This window comes from Prosthecobacter sp. (assembly GCF_044226605.1).
Lineage (GTDB): Bacteria > Verrucomicrobiota > Verrucomicrobiia > Verrucomicrobiales > Verrucomicrobiaceae > Prosthecobacter.
In genome coordinates, this window is record NZ_JBGAGS010000025.1 from 24,405 (window position 1) to 39,619 (window position 15,215).

Annotated in this window: 14 protein-coding genes; 8 read left to right on the plus strand and 6 right to left on the minus strand. The window is 62.5% G+C overall.

Annotation, left to right across the window (positions count from 1 at the left end):
• Positions 1-508 precede the first annotated feature (508 nt).
• Genes ACILSO_RS26870 through ACILSO_RS26885 form a run of 4 tightly spaced genes read left to right on the plus strand, consistent with a single transcriptional unit; the run spans position 509 to position 3,295 of the window.
• Positions 509-1,774 (plus strand): hypothetical protein, encoded by a 1,266-nt coding sequence (locus ACILSO_RS26870; RefSeq protein ID WP_395740572.1) that lies wholly within the window; start codon positions 509-511, stop codon positions 1,772-1,774.
• On the plus strand, positions 1,758-2,081 hold the full coding sequence (locus tag ACILSO_RS26875) for a hypothetical protein (RefSeq protein ID WP_395740573.1): 324 nt from the start codon (positions 1,758-1,760) through the stop codon (positions 2,079-2,081). Before ACILSO_RS26870 ends, ACILSO_RS26875 begins: the two co-directional genes overlap by 17 nt.
• A complete protein-coding gene (locus ACILSO_RS26880; protein WP_395740574.1) occupies positions 2,065-2,820 on the plus strand; it encodes a MotA/TolQ/ExbB proton channel family protein in 756 nt (251 codons plus the stop codon). The genes ACILSO_RS26875 and ACILSO_RS26880 overlap by 17 nt, the downstream gene beginning before the upstream one ends.
• 52 nt (positions 2,821-2,872) lie before the next feature.
• Positions 2,873-3,295 (plus strand): ExbD/TolR family protein, encoded by a 423-nt coding sequence (locus ACILSO_RS26885; protein ID WP_395740575.1) that lies wholly within the window; start codon positions 2,873-2,875, stop codon positions 3,293-3,295.
• A 553-nt stretch (positions 3,296-3,848) separates the two neighbouring features.
• Here the strand turns inward: ACILSO_RS26885 and dinB are convergent.
• Both dinB and ACILSO_RS26895 read right to left on the minus strand, forming a co-directional pair.
• The gene (gene dinB / locus ACILSO_RS26890; RefSeq protein WP_395740576.1) at positions 3,849-4,940 is read right to left on the minus strand and encodes a DNA polymerase IV; all 1,092 of its coding nucleotides are present in this window, start codon (positions 4,938-4,940) and stop codon (positions 3,849-3,851) included.
• 258 nt (positions 4,941-5,198) lie between these two features.
• Positions 5,199-5,630, minus strand: a complete 432-nt coding sequence (locus tag ACILSO_RS26895) for a hypothetical protein (protein WP_395740577.1) — start codon at positions 5,628-5,630, stop codon at positions 5,199-5,201.
• Between the two features lie 368 nt (positions 5,631-5,998).
• Here ACILSO_RS26895 and ACILSO_RS26900 point away from each other — a divergent pair, with 368 nt between their 5' ends.
• A complete protein-coding gene (locus ACILSO_RS26900; RefSeq protein WP_395740578.1) occupies positions 5,999-7,717 on the plus strand; it encodes a hypothetical protein in 1,719 nt (572 codons plus the stop codon).
• 177 nt (positions 7,718-7,894) lie between these two features.
• Here ACILSO_RS26900 and ACILSO_RS26905 read toward each other — a convergent pair whose 3' ends face one another.
• Positions 7,895-8,188, minus strand: coding sequence for a hypothetical protein (locus ACILSO_RS26905; RefSeq protein WP_395740579.1), 294 nt, complete (start codon positions 8,186-8,188; stop codon positions 7,895-7,897).
• 232 nt (positions 8,189-8,420) lie between these two features.
• The gene (locus tag ACILSO_RS26910; RefSeq protein ID WP_395740580.1) at positions 8,421-9,371 is read right to left on the minus strand and encodes a hypothetical protein; all 951 of its coding nucleotides are present in this window, start codon (positions 9,369-9,371) and stop codon (positions 8,421-8,423) included.
• Positions 9,372-9,679: 308 nt separating this feature from the next.
• On the opposite strand from ACILSO_RS26910, the gene ACILSO_RS26915 reads away from it, so the two are divergent.
• Both ACILSO_RS26915 and ACILSO_RS26920 read left to right on the plus strand, forming a co-directional pair.
• Complete coding sequence (locus ACILSO_RS26915; RefSeq protein WP_395740581.1) at positions 9,680-11,356, plus strand: hypothetical protein; 1,677 nt, start codon at positions 9,680-9,682, stop codon at positions 11,354-11,356.
• Between the two features lie 255 nt (positions 11,357-11,611).
• Positions 11,612-12,097 (plus strand): hypothetical protein, encoded by a 486-nt coding sequence (locus tag ACILSO_RS26920; protein WP_395740582.1) that lies wholly within the window; start codon positions 11,612-11,614, stop codon positions 12,095-12,097.
• A gap of 7 nt (positions 12,098-12,104) precedes the next feature.
• Here ACILSO_RS26920 and ACILSO_RS26925 read toward each other — a convergent pair whose 3' ends face one another.
• Together ACILSO_RS26925 and ACILSO_RS26930 are read right to left on the minus strand one after the other, a co-directional pair.
• Positions 12,105-12,641, minus strand: a complete 537-nt coding sequence (locus tag ACILSO_RS26925) for a hypothetical protein (protein ID WP_395740583.1) — start codon at positions 12,639-12,641, stop codon at positions 12,105-12,107.
• A 367-nt stretch (positions 12,642-13,008) separates the two neighbouring features.
• Positions 13,009-13,464 (minus strand): hypothetical protein, encoded by a 456-nt coding sequence (locus ACILSO_RS26930; protein WP_395740584.1) that lies wholly within the window; start codon positions 13,462-13,464, stop codon positions 13,009-13,011.
• Between the two features lie 276 nt (positions 13,465-13,740).
• Here ACILSO_RS26930 and ACILSO_RS26935 point away from each other — a divergent pair, with 276 nt between their 5' ends.
• Entirely contained in the window at positions 13,741-15,210 is a 1,470-nt protein-coding gene (locus tag ACILSO_RS26935; protein ID WP_395740585.1) for a metallophosphoesterase, read from the plus strand.
• The last annotated feature ends 5 nt before the right edge of the window (positions 15,211-15,215 follow it).

Sequence of the window (15,215 nt, forward strand, 5' to 3'; positions counted from 1 at the left end):
AGTTGAAAGGGCTTCCGGAGACGGGGGCCCTTTTGGCGTTTTTGGAGGGATGTTGGAGGGCTGAGAGAGGAGGAAGGTGGGGACAGTGGGGGATAGAGTGGTGGGGTGGTGCTGGGCCCATTCTTCGCGAAGGCGACGACGGGCGAGCGGAGTTCGAGTAGGAGGACGAGGACGAAAGGGTGGAGGAGTAGGACGAAGAGGAAGATTGGATGAATGGGTGGGGAGGCTGGGGGGACTTGGGGATGTGGGGATGTGGGGATGTGGGGATGTGGGGTGAGGCGGGGGCGGTGGGATCGAGGACGAGTTCGAGTAGGAGGACGAGGAGGACGAGGAGGACGAAGAGGACGAAGAGGACGAAGAAAGGGAGGAAGAGTAGGAGGAGTGGATGATGAGGCGGGGCGGAGAGAGGGGGTGGTTTTGGTTGGGTGGGCTGCCTACGGAGGGGGGCTAATGAGCATTTGATTCTCAGGGGGTTGGAAGCAATATGGGTAGGTACCCTATTCCGCACGTGACTGCGCAACCGCAAAGCAACAACAACCTGGGCATTGCCATCACCGGCACGGTGGTGGTGCATGCGCTGCTGCTGGTGCTGCTGGTGTGGCTTTCCATGGTGGATGCGGCGCGGAAGCTGTGGGATGAAGCGCACAAGCCGCCGCCGGAAAAGGAGGTGACGCTGATCTTTCCGGACCAGATCATGCCGCCGCCAAAGCCGCTGCCGCCTCCTCCGCCGAAGCGGGAGGTGTACATCCGCACGGCGCAGAATGAGGCGGCGAACAATGCGCCGAAGAACCCGATGTTCATCTCGGACCGGAACACGAACGCGGCGACGGTGAAGGCGCCTTCTCCGGATGCGACGGAACCGCTGCCGACGATGGACGGCCTCAAAATTTCCACGCAGGAGCTGGCGGAGCGTGACTACCGCAATGGGGAGCTGAAGGATGATGCGAGGCCGAAGACGCCGCCGAAGGATCTGGCGATGATGCAGCCGCAGCCGCCGGTGCCGCCGGCTCCGCCCTCGATGCTGCCGCCGACGCCGAATGCGCCGCCACCCACGCCGGTGGTGCCGCCGCAAAATGTGGCCAAGGCGGTGGCTGAGAGCACGCCGCTGACGAAGATGATGGAGGAGGCTGACAAGGAGCTGGCCAAGGTGGACAAAAACCGACTGCCGCTGGAAGTGAAGAAGCCGGAGAAGGTGAAGAATGAAGCGGAAGCGCCGCCGAAGACTCTGCCGAAAGAGCCGACACCGGAGAACGCGACTCCAAAGCCGGAGATGGCCGTGGCCACGCCGCCTGAGGCCAAGCCGGAGCAGCCGGTGCCCAAGGCGCTGCCGGTGATGGATGACGAACCGATCACCAAAACGACGCGGAACCCGGACCCGAGTGCATTCACGCCCTTCACGCGGACGACGCAGACGAAGGGCTCGATTTCGAACCGGGGCACGGAGGCGTCTGTGGATGCGGAGGAGACGCCGAAGGGGCGCTACATCCGCCAGGTGACGGGCCAGGTGGAAAAGAAGTGGCACATCTACCGCACGCTGCGCGGAGACGGGGTGACGTACGGCAGCCTGCAGATCGTCTTTTTCGTGAACAAAAAGGGCAAGGTAGAGAGCCTGCGGGTGATCAATGACAAGGACTCGAACCCCGTGCTGACGGCTTTCACCCTGCAGGCGATCAAGGATGCGGAGATCCCGCCGATGCCGCAGGAGGTGATCCCCTCACTGCCGATGAATGATCAGGAGCGGCTGAAGGTGGAATACAATGTCCTCATTTACTGACATGGCGGTGCGTTCCTTTTTTCGGCATGCATTGGCGGGAGTGCTGCGGAGCCTGGCTCTGACGCTGGTGCTGGTCCTGACGCTCGGGCTGGCGGGAGGTGCGCAGGCTGGGATGACGGTGGCCCGCGCCGGAGATGCCGTGCACAAGGGGGGCTATGACCCGAATGCCTGCATGGTGCGGCCAGAATTTACCTTGCAGGCGATGCGCGATGCTGAGATACCGCCGATGTCTGCTGATGTGATCCCTTTGCTTCTGAAAGAAGATCAGGAGCGCCTGAAAATCGAATCCAATGTCCTCATTTACTGAACTCCTCGCCTCTGCCGCCGCTGCCTCGCCTATGTTTGCCGAAGCTGCGGCTGCTGCTCCAGCCGCTGCCGCCAAGACTGCGCCTTCGGCGGGCCAGCTGCTGTATAACTTCCTCTCCACGGGCGGGTTTACGATGGGGCTGATCGTGCTGTGCTCGATGGCGGCGATCGGTGCAGCGATCATGGCGTGGCTGAACCTGCGGGCGCATGTGATCATGCCGAATGCGGTGATCAGCCAGCTGAGGTCCATCCCGAACTATGCGCTGCGGGGGGACATCCGGCCGCTGCAGGATTTTTTAAACACGGACGGCTCGATGCTTTCGCGCCTGGGCAGCATGGCGATCAGCGGTGCGTTTACGAGCAAGCAGGAGTGCCATGATGCGTGCGCGATCAAGGCTCGGGAGGAGATCCACCGGCTGGAGAGCGGTATACCGCTGCTGGAGGTGATGATCTCGGTGGCGCCGCTGCTGGGGCTGCTGGGCACGACGGTGGGCCTGGTGGGGATGTTCTCGGAATTTGGCACGGGTGAGGGCGGGCCGGACACGGCAAAGGTGGCCATGGAGATCGGCGTGGCGCTGCGGTGTACGATCGCCGGCTTGTTTGTGGCGGTGCCGTCGGTGCTGGCGCACACGTATTTCACGCGCCGGCTGGATGCTCTGGCGGTGCGGGTGGAGTCCATCATGCAGGAGACGATCCAGCATTTTTACCAGCACTTTGAAGTGCAGCGTCCGGCGGCGTGAGTGTGTGTGAAGCGACAACGAACCCCCTTTCCCCCTACCACACGCCATGGCCATGAACCTGCGCCCGAAACGCCGACCGGTGCCGATGATCCCCATCGTGTCTCTGATCGACATCATGGTGATTTTGCTGATCTTCTTTGTGGCGACGACGACGTTTAAAAAGGACAAGACGCAGATGAAGATCAAGCTGCCGGAGTCGAAGTCTCTGGGCGGCGAGGCGGCGGTGTCGGAGAGCCGGGTGGCGATCAGCATCGACGAGAAGCAGAACATCTTTCTGGATGGCAAGCCGGTGGAGCTGGAGAAGCTGGGGGCGGCGGTGGGGAAGATGAAGCTGGAGAATCCCGGCCTGAAACTGGAGATGCAGGCGGACACGACGGCGGCGCTGGGCGTGCTGGTGAAGGTGTACGACTCGCTGCGCGAGGCGGGGTATAACATCAGCGACATGCCGACGCGGATTCAGCGGGCGGCGCCGTGAGGCCGGGCTGGATGCTGGATGCTGGATGCTGGATGCTGGATCGCGGATGCGGATGCGGATGCGGATGCGGATGCGGATGCGGATGCGGATGCGTTGGGTGGCGGGAGTTTTGGAAATGGGGGAGCATGCTTGGGTGGCAGGCAATTCTGGGACGAGGGATTTCAGGGACGCGCGCAGCGCATCCCTACCAGTCCTGGGTGTGAGCTGCGTCTGAGGTTTAGAGCATTTTAAATTATTTCATAGCTTGTTGAAACTGTGCGAGCTGCCAAGCCGGGGCTGGTACAGCTATTGGGCCGCACAGCCTCCGGTGTGGTGATACAAGCGTTTTGTGACGGCGATATCCGCTCAGAGGACTGAGCGGACCACTTTGCTGGCGCCTCTTTCGTGAACTCCGTGGATGTTTCCCCTCCTTGGGTCGACCACACTATTATTTAATATGCTACGGGATGCTGGATGGACGGCGCGTTTGGGGCGTTTTCCTGATCAGGGCTGCTGTGTCCAAGTGGCTCGGATAGCATGAAATGGTAGGAAATGACGGGAGAGGACAGCGGGGTCAGATGGGGAGTCTGAGCTGTTTTTGGAGGGGATCGACGAGGGTGGAGAGGCCGATGCCGATGAGGCGGAGGGGGGAGGTGACGAGGCGGTGGCGGGCGAGGAGGAAGCAGGCGAGGCGGTAGATGTCCCGCTCCGTGGTGACGGGCTCTTCGACGCGAAGCTGGCGGGTGAGGGTGGTGAAGTCGCTGTAGCGGACCTTGACCTGCACGGTGAGGGCGCCGAGGCCGTGCTTGGCGAGGGTCTGGGAGACATCGAGCGCCATCTCTTTGAGCGCGGTGCGGAGGATGGGACGGGAGTCGGTGTCGGTGAGAAAGGTGTTTTCGGCGCTGATGCTTTTGCGTTCGTCGCTGACGTCCACGGGACGGTCGTCATTGCCGAAGGCGCGTTCGCGCAGGCGGGTGGCGAAGGAGCCGGCGACGCTTTCGAGGGATTGGGCGCCGGGGGTGTCCTGGAGATCGCCGATGGTCATGAGGCCGAGGGCTTGCAGGCCCTGGGCGGTGACGGGGCCGACGCCGTGGATGGCGCTGACGGGGAGGGGACGAAGAAAGGCGATTTTTTCGCTGTCTTTGATGGCGGTGAGGCCGTCGGGCTTTTCGAGGTCGCTGGCGAGCTTGGCGAGGAATTTGTTGGAGCTGATGCCGACGCTGGCGGTGAGCTGGATCTCGCTACGGATGCGGCGCTTGATTTCGGCGGCCATGGGGCGGGCGGCTTCAATGGCGGCGTCGAGGTCGGCGGCGGGGATCTCGGTGAAATGGGCGCTGACATCGAGGTAGGCTTCGTCCACGGAGACGCGCTCGATGAGCGGGGTGAACTCCTGGAGAATGGCCATAATGCGTGCGGACTCGGCGCGGTAAACGTCCATGCGCGGGCGGACGAAGATGCCCTCGGGGCAGAGCCTGGCGGCGGTGCGGGAGGGCATGGCGGAGCGGACTTTGAACTTGCGGGCCTCATAGCTGGCGGCGCAGACGACGCCGCGCTGATCAGGGGGCGAGCCGACGATGAGGGGCCTGCCCCGGTAGGCGGGGTTGTCCCGCTGCTCCACGGAGGCGAAGAAGGCGTCCATGTCCATGTGCATGATGACGCGGGGCATGGTGGGGAGTACTACTTACGGCTGGATAGGCTGCTGAGGTGCGGTCTTGGCGCGAGGGATGAATGTCCGCCGATGGAGAGAGAGCGGGGCTTCGAGTGGGAGAGCTGGCCTAGACGGGCACGATGGAGCATGGAGTGGCGGGCACTTGCGGGAAACGGAGGGGCGATGGGCCGAGGTCGCGCGTCGAACTGAAAACTGAGAATTGAAAACTGGGAACTGAAAATTGAAGATGCAGAATTTCAGCGGGCGCGGAGGGGTTTAGCGGCTCTTGGTTTTGACCTTGGTGTATTTGACGTAGGGCTCAAATTTGTAGTGGGTGGGCATGATGATGCCGCGCTTGCCGAGGATGGTGTATTCGCTGTCGGCGGCTTCGCGGCCGGGGTGGCCAGTCCAGGCCCACTGCCAGCCTTCATTGGCGATGAAAAGTCCGCCGCGCTCGTGGCCATCGCGGATGATGCCGGTGGTCTTGAGGCGCTCCGGGGCGACGTAGTAGATGCCTTTGGATGAGCGGGCCTCGGGCTGATAGATGCCGGCCGGGAGGGTGAACTTGCCGTCCGGATAGGTGCAGTCCACCGCCTGGGAGACGCGGATGGCCGGCGTGCCGGGCGCGGGGCGGTCGAGATCGCGGGGCTTGGTGGCGCAAGAGACGACGAGGGAGGAAAGCAGGAGGCTGGTGAGGAGGTGTTTCATGTGAAGTAACAGGCTCGGGAGAGAGTGTGTGGAGGAAGGATGCGCTATGCGGAAAGCTAGAGGGGATTTGCGGGGCTGGCAATCGCGTGGAGAAAAGGTTTTTTGGGGCTGCGGGGTGGTGAAATGGTAGGTGGGTGAAGATGATGAGGTGGTGCGGGGAGCGGGACCAGCTAATGCCGGTGCGACAATACGAAGAGGCTGATGGGTTCTCTGTTCTGGGTTAGAGGAAGAGGAAGAGGAAGAGGAAGAGCGGGGGCAGGGATTGTTTGATGAGGGTTCGAGTGCTATGATGTGGTATTTTGTGACTTGGGGGGGTGAAAAAAGCGCTTGTGGTTTGAAATCTGGACCCAAGGCTTTTTCCACTAACCATGAATGAGGCTGATTTTCACCTGGCAGCGGTTTCGCCGCTGGTTCACTTTGAGACGTGCACGAAGGTGCAGAATGCGACGACGAAGAGGCTGGAGAGGCCGCGGGCGAATGTGCTGCAGCGGCGGATGGCAGAGGCGGTGGAGGTGCTGACGGCGGTGGGGGTGGAGGCGGTGCGCATCATCGTGACGAAGGTGCGGCAGTGCGGGGGGACAACTTTTAGCGTGGAGGTGATCTATCACCTGTGCCAGCAGCGCAACACGGACGCGCTGATTTTGGCGAACATCACTGCGAACAGCCAGGGCATTCTGGACCGGCTGCGGACTTTCAGCGCGCATGACCGCTTCCCGTGGAGGAATGCGCTGGAGCCGCGGGAGACGCGCATGCGGTGGGCGAACGGGAGCACGGCGACGATCACGAGCGCGGAGTCGATGAACCCGGGGATCTCGAAGCCGCGGCAGGCGGTGCTGTTTAGCGAGAGCGCGAAGTATCCGCGCGGCGGGGTGAAGGATGACCGGAAGATCATGGCGTCGATTTTGCCGTCGCTGAATGACGCGGGGATCGCGATCGCGGAGAGCACACCAGACGGTGCCAGTGGCTGGCATTATGAAACATGGCAGGGGGCGCTGGGGCTGGAGGACTATCTGGCGGGGCTGCGGGCGGGGGAGGCGGCGCCGGGAAACGGGTGGGTGAAGGTGTTTGCGGCTTGGTTTGAGTTTGAGGAGAATGTGAAACCGGTGACGGAGGCGATGCGGGCGAAGATCGACACGACGCTGACGGCGCGGGAGGCGAACGGCCGACGCAGGTATGACTGGACGCATGAGCAGATCGCGTGGCGGCGGGCGATCATGGCGCAGGAGTGCTCGGGCTCCGAGGATGTGTTTGATGAGTTTTACCCGGAGGATGATGTGAGCTGCTTTCTTTCTTCGGGGCGGCCGAGATTTAATGTGGCGGTGGTGCGGCGGCTGGAGCGCGCGGCGCAGCTGCATGCGCCGGAGGTGGGATCTCTGGTGGAGGTGGGAGATGCGGTGGAGTTTCAGCGGGATGCGACGGGTTTTGGCAGCTTTCAAATCTGGGAGAGGCCGCAGGTGGGGTGCAGCTACATTGTGTGGTGCGATCCGATGACGGGGGAGGACCAGGCGGAGAGCGGGGACCCGGACCGGCACTCGATCGGGGTGCTGCGCACGGAGTATCATCAGGCGGGCGGGGCGTGCTACAAGGATGCGGTGGTGGCGAGGGTGCGGCCGCCTTTTACCGGGACGACGCAGCTGACGGCGGACAGCATCGCGCTGCTTTCGGAGTATTATGGAGGTGCGCTGGTGGTGCTGGAGGTGAACATGGGCCTGCATGTGCTGGAGCGTCTGAAGGATGCGGGGGTGCCGCTGTACAAGAGGCAGGTGGTGGACCCGTATGACCGCGAGCGGCAGAACTTCATGCTGGGCTGGAAGCTGAAGGACAGGGATCAGCGGCGCGATGTGATCGACAGTCTGGCGCTGGCGTTTCACAATGAGACGCTGGAGGTGTGGTGCCCGCACATCCTGGGCGAGTGCAAGACTTTTGTGATCGACAAGAACGGCAAGGAGACGGCGCGGGCCGGCTGCCACGATGATGATGTGATGGGGCTGGCGATGGCGCACCGGTGCAAGGGGAGTGCGACGCTGTACAAGCCGACGGTGAGGCGGAGGAGAAGGCCGGGGGATTATCAGCGAGTGCGAGGGTGATGGGGGGCGGAGGATTTATGATTTATGATTTATGATTTTTTGCTACCGGGCGGTTGGGAATGACAGGAGGGATGATTTTGCGGATGCGTTTGGTTTAGGATGCGGTGCTTAGTGGTATGAAGTGGTATTATGGGATGCGGAGCAGGAATGATGAAGCGTGGGGCTGGCAGAAAGGAACTATTTTGGGTGGAGATCTTCGCGGATGGCGCGGACGGTGCGTATGAGGTGGGCTGAAAAGCCTTGGGGCAGGAGGTCTTTTTCTTCCAGCGGGGTTACGCTGTCCACATACCCCATCATGGTGGATTCAAAGTGGCCGAGTAAAAACGGGAGGGTGGCTCCTTGGATGGTCTGACCTTCCAGGGCTGCGATCAGTTGCTTGATCAGGGGGATGCTCCAGTGTTCCTCGGTGGGGGCGGGGCCCCAGCGATACAAGGCATCGTAGCGGGCGATCGCATGAAGGAGCTTTTTCATGTCCTCGGCCAGGATGATGTGGGCTGGGGGAATGTGTGAATCCATCGGGAGAGTCGTGGCTGTGTGCACGCCTTCTAACGGAGTGCGGCGGGGAATTCAACTGTGGCGGGCACGGGTCCACTGGCGGGATGATTTGGACGTGCGGTTTGGCCGCGGATGGGGGCAAGGTTTTTATTGGCCTGCGGAACACGCGGAAAAGCGGAAGGCAAACGTAAAGTCATATGATAGCACTTTATGGTATTACGAGTGAAGGAGTCGGAACGGGTGGTCGGAGAAGGTTTTGGCGGAGTTGGGGGGCGGGGTGCATGAGGATGACGTCGAAGGGGATGAGGCGGGGGCCGTGGGATGTCTGCTGCCAGAGGAGGTTGTGAAAGTGGGCGTCGAAGAGGGCGAGGTTGTCGGTGGGGCGGTAGAAGGTGCTGGGGGAGTGGGCGGTGGGGTGGAAGCCGTGGGTGGTGAGGGCGTGGCGGATGAGGGCGAGCTGCTGCTGGCGGAGGCGAGGCTGGTCGTGTTCAGGGGCGGCGTCGATGATGTCGCCGGGGGTGAGGCCGGGGTAGTGGGGCTGGCTGGTAAGGATCTGGATGCGGCCGTGGGAGTCGGAGATGATGGCGTGGAGGACGATGTCATCTGCGAGGTGGGTATTGGCGGAGAGGAGGCGTGAGAGATAGCGGAGGGGGGTGGCGTGGCGGGTATGCAGGTGCCAACGGAGGCCGTGGGAGGATGGCCACATGCCGAAGTGTCCGATGCGGGTGAGCTTGAGGATGCGGCGGCCGTCGGGGTGGGGCCAGACGTGGTGCTCCATGAAGTCGTCTTCGAGGTGAGAGGGCGGCCGGAAGGCGGCGGGGAGGTGCTCGTGCGAGAGATGGAGGTGGTTTGTGTGCGCCCAGTGGAGAAGGTGAGGCTCCTGCAGCCGGGCGGATGATGGCGAGCCGGGAGTGAGGGCGAGAGTGGGTGGGGACGGGGGTGCGAGTGCATTGATGAGCGCCTGCTGGGCGAGGTGGAGATGGGTGCGCGGGTCGTGTGCGGGTGGGCTGCCGTGGAGAGCGCGGTGGATGTCTCGAAGGGTGCGGTCCTGGCGACGCGAGTGTTTTTTGTGGGGGCTTCCGAGCTGCGGCGGTGGCTGGGGGCGAGCGTGAGAAGCGGGGGAGAAAGGCGCGGTACGAGGGCGGTGAGCGGATGGCATGGTGGTGGCGTGGCCGCTGGGCGGCGGTGGCACCTTCCGAGTTCTTCACTGCGTCTGGCTGGTTGAGAGGGAGGCTTGGGGCGTGGCGGGGGAATGCAAGTTTTTCTCTGTTTTCTGTTCGCGGTTTGTGGCTGGGGCGATGGTTTTGGGGGCGGGCATCGCTATGCGAAGGGAATGATGAACTGAGAACCGAAGAACAGGGAGCCGAGAACTGGGGGCATTTTTTATACCGGAAGATACCATGATTGTGGTATGAAAGTTCTTGCGGTTGGGAATGACGGCCCAAGGGGTGTGGCATGGATGCTTTTATGAACACACCGGATGATGGGAACGATGAAGAGGAAGATCTGAATCAGGGCCTGGAGCCGCCGCGGCCGCGGATCGATGCGAGACCGAAGAACAATCTGTATGCGCCGGGTACTGGGCCGGGCACGGGTAGGACGGCGATCCGGGTGGGGACGATGAATCGCGATGGGACGAAGTCGGCGCTGTCTCCACTGGGGGCGGCGACGGGGCCGCTGGCGCAGAGGCTGCCGGGACTGACGGCGGGGGCGACGGGGCCGGTGAAGCGGGCCGATTTGCAGCCGCAGGGTGGTCCTGCGAATGGCAATGGCAACAATGGCGCGGGTGGCTTGAATGACGAGCCTGCGCGGCTGGATATGAGGCCGAAGAACAATCTGTATGCGCCGGGGACCGGCCCGGGCACGGGGAGGACGGCGATCCGGGTGGGAACGATGAATCGTGATGGGACGAAGTCGGCGCTTTCACCGCTTGGGGCTGCAACGGGGCCGCTGGCGCAGAGGCTGCCGGGGCTTACGGCGGGGGCGACGGGACCGGTGACGCGGGCGGATTTGCAGGCGCAGGGCACGAATGCCAATGGCAGCGTGAATAGTGCCGGCGGTGGTGTGGATGGAGAGCCGAAGCGGCTGGATACGAGGCCGAAGAACAATCTGTATGCGCCGGGGACGGGGCCGGGCACGGGGAGGACGGCGATCCGGGTGGGGACGATGAATCGTGATGGGACGAGGTCGGCGTTGTCTCCTTTAGGGGCTGCGACGGGGCCGCTGACGCAGAAGCTGCCGGGGCTGACGGATGATGCGGCGCCTCCGGTGCCGAGGCTTCTGCGCCCGCGACCAATGCCGGGCGGTTTTGCGCAGCAGCGGGCGAGTGAGAATGCACGTGCGGTGGTGTGCGAGAGGAGGCGGTGCGGTGAGGGGACTCTGGCCTCGATCTCAGGGGAAGCGGGCCTGACGAAGCGTGGTGGGAGGGGGCTGCATGAGGGGCACGAGCCGAAGGAGGTGCGTGGTTTGAATGCGGGCCTGGATTTGAACGGAAAAGGGGAGTGCGGGCTGAGGATTGAAGGGAGCGACGGGCGATTTGCAGCGGCTGCGCGTGCGGCGCTGGTGGAAGAGGCTGCGGAGTCGCCGGTGGCAGCGGCGCTGCAGAGGGCGGCGGCGCGGCTGAATGTCTCGATCCAGCTGAAGAGGAAAGGGCTGGCGGAGACGCTGACGGACCGGGCGGGGCATACCACGATCTATTATAATCCGTTTGCCCGGACCGGGGCCACGATGTCGCACGAGCTGGCGCATGCGATCCAGCAGGCGGCGTTTCATGAGGTGATCCAGGCGGTGGAGAAGAGCGGGAGGAAGGCGGAGGCGAAGGACATTGAGCGTGCGATCAAGGCCGGACGCGATGCGCTGGACCGGGTGGTGCCGGTGAAGTGCGGGAAGGACCGCGGGGATGACTACAAGGAAAACGAGGCGATGCGGGTGTCACGCATCGTGAACGCGGAGCGTGCGGCGACGCGGATGAAGGGGCTGCCGAAGGAGAAAAGAACGGCGCGGGAGTTTTGGCGGCAGCAAGGCCCGCAGGAAATGGACCGGCAGCATCAGGACAACGAACGCCCGCTGCCACGGGGGACGGAGCATGGGCGGTATGAGCACCGGTATGTGAAGGGGGTGCTGGGGAGGGGAGGGGATTTTTGATTTATGATTTATGATTTGCTGGAGGAAGGGAGAGGTCTGGCGGATGAGTTCAGCATGAGGGGGAATGGACGAGCTGCGCGATGAGGTTCGCTTTCAGTAGGCAAATGACCTGTGTGTAGGGAGGAGGGAGAGCTTGTCTTTTTGCGAATGGGGTGATTATTTTATGGGTGCCTGCGTCCAATGTGGAGCTGCTGAGAGTGTTTTGGTGGCGCGATTGGTGGTGGGTCTTTGTGCTTTATGAATGTGAATGCTGTGATGTTTCCTCTCCCTGGCCATGTGTCGGGGGCTGTGTTTGTGGATGAGGCGTGCCGCGCTGAAAAGGCTGCCGCCGAGCGCGTGAGCCACGAGGCGGTGGTTTCTGAATTCTTCCTGTCTGAGGAGGAGCTGGAGGCGCTGCTGCAGGAGTTTGCAGAGCATTCTGAGAAGATGGACCGTCGCCTGACTGAGGAGGAGGAGGTGAAAAACTTTGAGCGCTTCTATCGTGCGCTGGAAGAGGTGCTGTCGAGACTGGGGAGTTTCAGCGATGGCAGCGGCGAGGATGAGGCGGACTTCACCGCGAAGCGCGGGGCGGATCCGGCGCGTACGCTGCGTGTGCGGGCTGCTGCGCCGGTGACTCTGGAGTCTGCGGCGGTGGTGCTGGCGGCGCTGGAGGAACTGCGCTCAGAGCATGCGGTGATTTTTAAAGGACCGGAGGGCAGGGCGGTTCTGTTTAGCAACGGTGATCTGTGCCGGCAGGAGTGACGAGGATTTACGATTTTTGATTGATGATCTCCGGAATGGGCTGGGGCTGCTCGGCGGCGGGTTGTGCATTCGGGATGTGATTGGAGAGGAGGACGGTGCCGCTGTACCAGACGGTGCTGAGGCCGAGGTGCTGGGCGAGGGCGGTGAGGACGTCCTGCATGCTGGAGGTGGCGAGCAGGGTGCGGAGCTGGTCGGGATCGAGCGCAGCGCCCTGCCAGGTGAGGATGGGCTGGGCGAGCTGGTGGCGGCAGCGGTCTTGGGTGCCGGAGGTGAACTCGAGGCGGACGCGCAGGGGCTTGCCTTCTTTGGTGAGCTGTGCGTTGAAGGCCTGAACGATGGCGGCGGGGGTGATGGGGCTGGCGGCTGGTGGCTCGAAGGGGGTGCTCCAGAGGAAGGCGGAGATTTTGGAGGCTTCTTGTGAACTGATGAGCTGGAGCTTGCTGTGATGGCCCGATTTGACGACGGGATCATTGGGATCGCCGGCACAACTGCTGAGGCACAAGCAGACGATGGCGGGAAATAGAAAGGCGTTTGAGGTGGGCATGGATGAGAAAGAGTGGGCAAGGGGCTGCGTGGCGTCAAGAAGGTGTGCTCGGGCGGGACGGAGGAGAGGTGTTTCGTCAGCGAATGATCTGCTACGGCCGCTAAGCCAGAGGCTGAGGGAAGGGCGTGGGTTCAAGTGTGTTTGCCACGCGCTGATCGACAGACAGGAGTGTCTGTCGTACTTCCAAGGCGCCCGGCTTCGAGGGCGGTCGTAAGTTTAAGTGTTTGCGGCGTGCTCGCAGACGGGCGGGCTGTCGCCACGCCCGTCCTACGTCCATGCTTGAGCTGCTCGGGCAGTGTTCTGTATCCGGTGAGAAAGCCTCTCTGAGCGTGATTCCATCCAGACTGGTTTTCAATGGTCGGTGGTATCAGGCCGGACAGGTGGGCTGGCGCCAGAGGGACTGGGGATGGCAGTGAGTGACGCAAAACTGCTTTCCGTGCAGGGCGGGGGAGGTGCAGGAGGCCCAGCGGCAGGGGGTGTCGGAAAGGCCTCCGGCGGCACGGATCAGAATGTCTTTGTCTGCTTCAGACAAGATGGCCTCGCCGTCGTACTCGTAGTCTGGAATGCGGAATTTTGACTTGATGCGATCGATGATTTCGTCGCGACGGTGCTGCGCCCATGCTGGCTTTTGTTTCCATGCATTCTCGTCTCCGAAGTAGATGACGTGGTGGGGCTGGCCGACGAGCATTTCGCCATCGATTTCGAGGCGCTGCCATTTTCCACCGAGCCACTCTTCGTACCAGATGCCGTGAAGCCCGATGTGACCTGCCTGCCAGTTTCCCTCGGCGGGAGGTTTGAGCATGGAGGCGAGGCGGGAGAGCATGCGGCTTGTTCTACAAGCGGTGATGATGGCCTGCGGAATACGCGGAACAAACGGAAAGTCAGAGAAGAGCCTGGGCTTGCGGATGAGGCGGCCAATGGAGGCGGTGGGCTCAGTCGAAAGGACAGAAAGGACATAGCGCTCTTCAAGGGCCGGATATTTGGGCGCTGGCGGATGCTTTTTTTGTGCTTGCGTTTGAGCGGGGCGAGCTTGTAGAAGGGTGGAAGGTTTTAGGGCTTATGCCAGAAGGTGCCTAATAACGACTTACTCTTATACACGATGAATTTGCCGACGTTTGATGAGCTGTATGTGTTGTCTGACCTGCACCTGGGCGGGACGAAGGGGTTTCAGATTTTTACTTCGACCAAGGAGGCGAAGGCGCTGCTGGCGGAACTGGCCGGGCGACCGGCGGAGCTGCGGGTGTGCCTGGTGATCAACGGAGATCTGGTGGACTTTCTGGCGGAGCCGGGGGCTCAGTCGTTCAATCCGGACACGGCGGAGGGGATGTTGCGGAGGATCGCGGGGGATGATGCTTTCAAGCCGGTGTTTGACGGGCTGCGTGAGTTTGTGGCGAAGCCGAACCATTACCTGGCGATCAATCTGGGCAATCATGACATCGAGCTTTCGCTGCCGTGGGTGCGTGCTGCGCTGCTGGAGATCCTGGCGGGGGCGGATGATGCGGCGCGGGGCCGGGTGGAGCTGGTGTTTGAAGGGACGGGCTACGCGGCCTTTGTGGGCAAGGCGCGGGTGCTGTGCATGCACGGCAATGAGGTGGACGAGTGGAACGTGACGGCCTTTGAAACGCTGCGCAAGCAGGGCAGGGACCGGCTGCAGGGAAAAGGAACGGAGGTGTGGAAGCCGAATGCGGGGAGCCGCATGGTGGTGGAGGTGATGAATGAGATCAAACACCGCTGGCCGTTTGTGGATCTGCTGAAGCCGGAGCAGGAGGCGGTGCCGATGGTGCTGATGGCGCTGGACTCGTCCCTGGTGGGGAAGCTGAGGGACATCGCGGGGCTGAAGTTTGTGGCGAGCGGCGATGCGAAAAAGATGAAGGACGGGCTGCTGGGTGAGCCTAGGACGGCGGTGGTGGAGAGCGCACCGGTCAATCCCTTCGCGGAGGCGGAGCTGAAAATGCGGGAAAAGCTGCAGATGGCGGAGGTGAAGTCTGGCGATGATCTGCTGGCGCAGGCGGAGGCCTCCTTTAAACAAAAGAAGCGGCCGGTGGAGCTGATCGGCAGAGACCGCGAGCAGGAGTATCTTGGCCTGGGCGGTGCGACGCTGAGCCTGCTGAAGGGGAATCCGCCGTACAAAGTGGTGTGGGCCGCGCTGGACGGACTGATCAAGGACGAGAGCTTTGTGCTGACGAATGCGGACTCGACCTTCACGGGGGTGGATGCGCGGGTGGGGCCAGGCTTTGACTTTGTGGTGACGGGGCACACGCACCTGGAGCGTGCGCGCCCGCGTACCAACGGCGGATTTTACTACAATGGGGGCACCTGGGTGGGGCTGATGCAGCTGACCAAGGATGTGATGGAAGACGCGGAGAAGTTTAAGCCGATCTTTGAACGCATGGGACAGGCCACGCTGGCTGCACTGGAGGCGGAGCCTTCACTGGTGATGCGGCACAACTCATTTGTGAAGATCAGCAAGGTGGCAGGCGGCACGCGGGGCGAGCTGTTGCGCGCGCAGTTTAAAGGCGCGACATTCAACATGGAGCAGGTGCCGAACAGCGAGCACACCACGGCCTGAGCGCG